Genomic DNA, 4,556 nt, shown 5'->3' on the forward strand with positions numbered 1-4,556 from the left:
TCTTCTCACCCAGTGGAAAAACAGGCTTGCTGTCGTCCGTGGTATTGTAGAGCGAAAGAATCTTCTCGGCTATCGGATGGAGTGGCACGAAGAACTCCACGCCTGTCTTCTCTCTTTCCTTGCGGATGAACTTCCTACCCTCGGAGTTCTCACTGATATGGTGAGGGTACAGTTTCTTTACATCTATATAGGATAAGGAGGTGAGCGAGGCAAAAATGAAACATCTGCGTGCAAGCTCCGTTCGCTCGTCAGCCATCGGGGTAGAGAGCATCTTGATGAAGTCTGCCTTGCTGATATGGGTCATCTTCGGGGCTGCCTTCTTCTCATACCCTATCTTGGCTATGGGATTGAAGCGGATAATGCTCCTGTCCACTGCCTTGTACATCAACATGTTCAGCCAGAGAAGGCAATGGTTCACGTAGCTGTCGATGCGTCCCTGGTCTCGTTTCAGGAATAGCTTGTATTCCTCCCCGAAATTCTCGTCTATGTCCTCAAAGGCTATGTCTTCCTTATCTAAAGTATGAACAAAGTCCCTCAGGTTCTTCTGCCATGTTCGCTTGTGCAGAAAGGTTTGTCTGGCTTTTGAGGTTCGATACCATTCCACGATGGTATCACCAAAGTTCAGCAAGAACCTTCCTGTCGTGTCCTTGTCCTTCAACACAGCCTTCAGCATTTCCACGGTGATGATGCCATTGGTAGTAAGAAGTGAGTTGTATTTATCCTTGACCTCAGCAAGGAAACTTGCCAATCGTCCGCTGTCCCTTGCGTTCCGTACCTCTCCCTTCTTGGCGTTCCACTCCTGTGGGGTACAGGATATGCCTGTGGAAATGGCTGCACTTTTGCCGTCAACGGTGATGCGGCAAAGTATGTTGGCTGTTCCGTCTGCCTTCACCTTCTGTCTGTTGATGTAAGGCAAAATTGAAAATGTACTTCTGCTCATAGTTGTTGTCCTTATAATATAATAATGTGGTTGAACTGTAAAAAGAAAAGTTGAAAGCCTTGTTCATAATGCGAGAATAAAGTCCTTCTCGGTTGCAGCGATGAACTTGTCCATGTCCTCAAACAGCTTCTTTTGGGTTACTCTCGCATACCGCTGCGTCATCTTCACATCCTTGTGACCGAGCATCTTGCAGATGGTCTCCATCGGCACACCAGCCTCCAGCGTAATGAGGCTGGCGAACGAGTGTCGTGAGACATGCACAATTTAAGCAAAAGCAACGGAAAGTGAATATGAGAGGAATGAACTGCAAGTGGTTGAGAATGAGCAATATTTCATAATTCTGCCAATTGGCTGCAAAGCAAAGCCGAGCAGGATATTGAGTTATTTCAGTTACCAAACCGTTAGCGGTCAGTTACCGAAACCAACACTGCTAACGAGGTGAAAAACAAATAGTTTGTCACCAGTGTTTGTTGCACTGTTCTGCACAACTTTCAATGACGGAGAATGCTTACTGATTGATTATTTTTGCAAACTAAAAAAGTAAGCAGATGAAAGTTGAAAAATTCAAGGTGTTGCTCTACCTAAAAAAGAGCGGATTGGACAAGAACGGTAAGGCTCCCATCATGGGACGCATCACCCTCAACCGAACAATGGCGCAGTTCGGTTGCAAGTTGTCATGTACGCCAAAGTTATGGAATCCACGTGAGAGCAGACTTGACGGCAAGAGCAAGGAGGCTGTGGAAGTGAACGCCAAGATTGACAAGCTGTTGCTGGCAATAAACTTAGCCTACGAGTCACTTGTGGAGCGCAAGACGGATTTTGACGCAAAGGCGATAAAGGATCTGTTTCAATGCAGTGCAGACACTCAGATGACCTTGTTGAAGCAGCTTGACGCCATCATTGCGGACATTGAGTCAAGAATCGGCATCGACTATAAGAAAGGCACGCTTTCAAACTACCAGTACACTCGCCTGACATTGGTATTGTTCGTCAAAAAGCGTTATGGAACTGACGATGTGGCATTCGGTGAGCTTGACGAGCAGTTTATCCGTGAGTACATGGACTTTTGCTTGGACCAGAGAGGTCTTGCACTTGATACAGTCCGCCACTATCTCGCCATCTTGAAGAAGACCTGCCGAATAGCTTTCAAGGCAGGACACTCCGAGCGTTATCATTTTATGCACTTCAAGCTACCTCAAAAGAAAGAGAATCCACCAAAGGCATTGACACGTGAGGACTTCCTGAAAATTCGTGACCTCGAAATACCAGAGCGAAGAAAATCGTTGGCTTTGACCCGTGACCTTTTTCTTTTCGCCTGCTATACAGGCACGGCTTATGCCGATACTGTTTCTATCACGGAAGAAAACCTCTTTCGTGATGAGGAGGGCAGCCTTTGGCTGAAATACCATAGAAAGAAGAACAAGATGCTTGCACGTGTGAAGTTGCTGCCAGAGGCGCTTGCCATGTTGGAGAAATACAAAGACCCGACAAGACCTACTCTTTTACCGCCACAGGAATTTCGAGTACTGAGAGGTAACATGAAAAGTCTCCGAGTACTATCTGGCATAAGTATGGATTTGGTCTATCATGTTGGACGGCACAGTTTCGCATCGCTCGTTACGCTCGAAGAAGGTGTTCCGATAGAGACTATCAGCAGAATGCTTGGTCACAGCAACATTCAGACCACGCAAATCTATGCACGTGTCACCCCGAAAAAGCTATTTGAGGATATGGACAAGTTCATCGAAGCCAACAAGGACTTCAAGTTTGTCCTGTAATATTTTCACAAAATAAGAAAGGAACATAACAATGAGAAGTACATACAAGCAGTTTTATTATATCAACCGTGGCAGAGTAAAGGCAGACGGAACCACATCTATATTTTGCCGTATCACGATTGACGGCAAAGTGTCAGCCATAGCAACAGGTCTTTACTGTGCTCCCGAAGAATGGGACACGAAAAAAGGTGAAGCCAAGAATGCAAGAGTGAACGGACAACTGCAAGCGTTCAGACAAAGAATTGACGAAGCCTACGAGCAGGCAACAAAGGAAAAGGGCATCGTTACCGCCGAGATTCTGAAGAATGTTATTGTTGATGCAAATACTATCCCGATGACATTGCTTGCCACTGGCGAGGAGGAGCGTGAACGCCTTAGGCTGCGCTCCATCCGTATTAACTCAACATCTTCTTATCGCCAATCTAAGACATCGCAGCTCAACTTGCGAGAGTTCATCGGGTTACGAGGAATGAATGACATTGCATTTGAAGATTTGACTGAGGAATTTGGCAAATCTTATAAGTTGTTCTTGATTGGCAAAGGGTATAGTGCATCCAATACGAACCATAATCTCTGTTGGCTGCAACGCTTGGTTTATATCGCTGTTGACAGAGGTTTGCTGAAATTCAATCCATTGGAAGATGTCGGATATGAAAAGAAAGGCTCACCAAAGCGTAGACATATATCCAGAAATGACTTGCTGCTCATTATGGAGACTCCTATGGAGGATAAGGCTTTGGAGTTGGCACGCAGAATGTTTGTTTTCTCCAGCCTTACAGGTTTGGCTTATGTCGATTTACGTAACCTGTATCCACACCATATCGGGATGACGGCAGACGGTAGAAAATACATCCGTGAGAAAAGAGCAAAGACCAACAACGAAGCGTTCATTCCCTTGCATCCGATAGCTGAACAAATAATGTCGCTATACAATACAGCGGATGATAGCAAACCTGTTTTCCCTCTTTCTTCACGTGATTCCATGTGGTTTGAATTTCATTCACTCGGTGTGGCTTTAGGTATAAATGAGAACCTTACCGCACATGTTGCAAGACATACATTCGGAGTAAACATGGTTACTTCGGGCATATCAATGGAAAGCGTTGCCAAGATGATGGGACATTCCAATCTGCGAAGCACCCAAATCTATGCCGTTATCACCGATAACAAGATTTCCATAGACATGGACAAACTGATGCAACGCAGAAAAACAAAAGAAACTGACCAAAAGAGAAATAAGGAGGACGAAAAATGAACAGAGGTGTTATAACTATCAGCGAGAGCGGAACGGTATCCATGCCGACCGATACTGTATGGATGACCATGCAGGAGATTGCCGACATGTATAATGTGTTCGGCTGCTATGTGCGCAAGGCTATCAAGGCTGTATTCAAGGACGGCATTCTGAAAGAGCAGGGTGTACGCCGTCATGTCAGGAAGAACGACCGCATCAGCTATGATGTGTATAGCCTTGAACTCGTCATTGCGGTAGCCTTCCGTATTGACAGCATTGAGAGCAGAGCCTTTCGGGAGTTCATCATGCAGTCCGTCATCGGCAGACAGACAAGCCGCACTAAACTGGTCTGTATCTTTACAGAGAATGCAATGGCATAGACCTGCCATAAAGCAACGTTCCTTGGAGGCTTTGCGCCTCCAGCCACTTGGGCGAACCACCGCAGTGTGTTTTAGCATGGTATTAGATTTATACAGGTAACACAAATGATACCCGGCAAACACGAACAACTCGGTATAGCCAATAAAACGAGGCGACAACCTATAACAACCACGCTCGGTAAGTTATACGTTGTCGCCTTGTTCATTTCACCCCACTCATCAAG

General features: G+C 45.7%; 4 protein-coding genes and 1 pseudogene. 3 read left to right on the forward strand and 2 right to left on the reverse strand.

The features are described 5' to 3' along the window. Positions 1-940: phage integrase SAM-like domain-containing protein (locus F7D73_RS03365; protein WP_153122284.1), on the reverse strand; the 940-nt coding region annotated here is incomplete at its 3' end. Between the two features lie 63 nt (positions 941-1,003). Next, positions 1,004-1,198: pseudogene (locus F7D73_RS03370) on the reverse strand (tyrosine-type recombinase/integrase); the annotation flags it as partial. A gap of 290 nt (positions 1,199-1,488) precedes the next feature. Between F7D73_RS03370 and F7D73_RS03375 the strand changes: the two are divergent. The 3 genes from F7D73_RS03375 to F7D73_RS03385 are packed head-to-tail and all read left to right on the forward strand — an operon-like array spanning position 1,489 to position 4,332. After that, positions 1,489-2,718 carry a site-specific integrase gene (locus tag F7D73_RS03375; RefSeq protein WP_153122285.1) on the forward strand — a complete coding sequence of 410 codons (1,230 nt, stop codon included), beginning with the start codon at positions 1,489-1,491 and terminating at the stop codon, positions 2,716-2,718. 31 nt (positions 2,719-2,749) lie between these two features. Next, positions 2,750-3,973, forward strand: coding sequence for a site-specific integrase (locus F7D73_RS03380; protein ID WP_153122286.1), 1,224 nt, complete (start codon positions 2,750-2,752; stop codon positions 3,971-3,973). Continuing rightward, the gene (locus tag F7D73_RS03385) at positions 3,970-4,332 is read left to right on the forward strand and encodes a hypothetical protein (protein ID WP_153122287.1); all 363 of its coding nucleotides are present in this window, start codon (positions 3,970-3,972) and stop codon (positions 4,330-4,332) included. The genes F7D73_RS03380 and F7D73_RS03385 overlap by 4 nt, the downstream gene beginning before the upstream one ends. The last annotated feature ends 224 nt before the right edge of the window (positions 4,333-4,556 follow it).

It is taken from the genome of Segatella copri (assembly GCF_009494395.1).
In the GTDB taxonomy this organism is placed as follows: Bacteria; Bacteroidota; Bacteroidia; order Bacteroidales; family Bacteroidaceae; genus Prevotella.

Excerpts from the sequence above, each read along its gene's own strand:
- F7D73_RS03375 (WP_153122285.1), top strand. The coding sequence starts at position 1,489 with ATGAAAGTTGAAAAATTCAAGGTGTTGCTCTACCTAAAAAAGAGCGGA.
- F7D73_RS03380 (WP_153122286.1), top strand. The coding sequence starts at position 2,750 with ATGAGAAGTACATACAAGCAGTTTTATTATATCAACCGTGGCAGAGTA.
- F7D73_RS03385 (WP_153122287.1), top strand. The coding sequence starts at position 3,970 with ATGAACAGAGGTGTTATAACTATCAGCGAGAGCGGAACGGTATCCATG.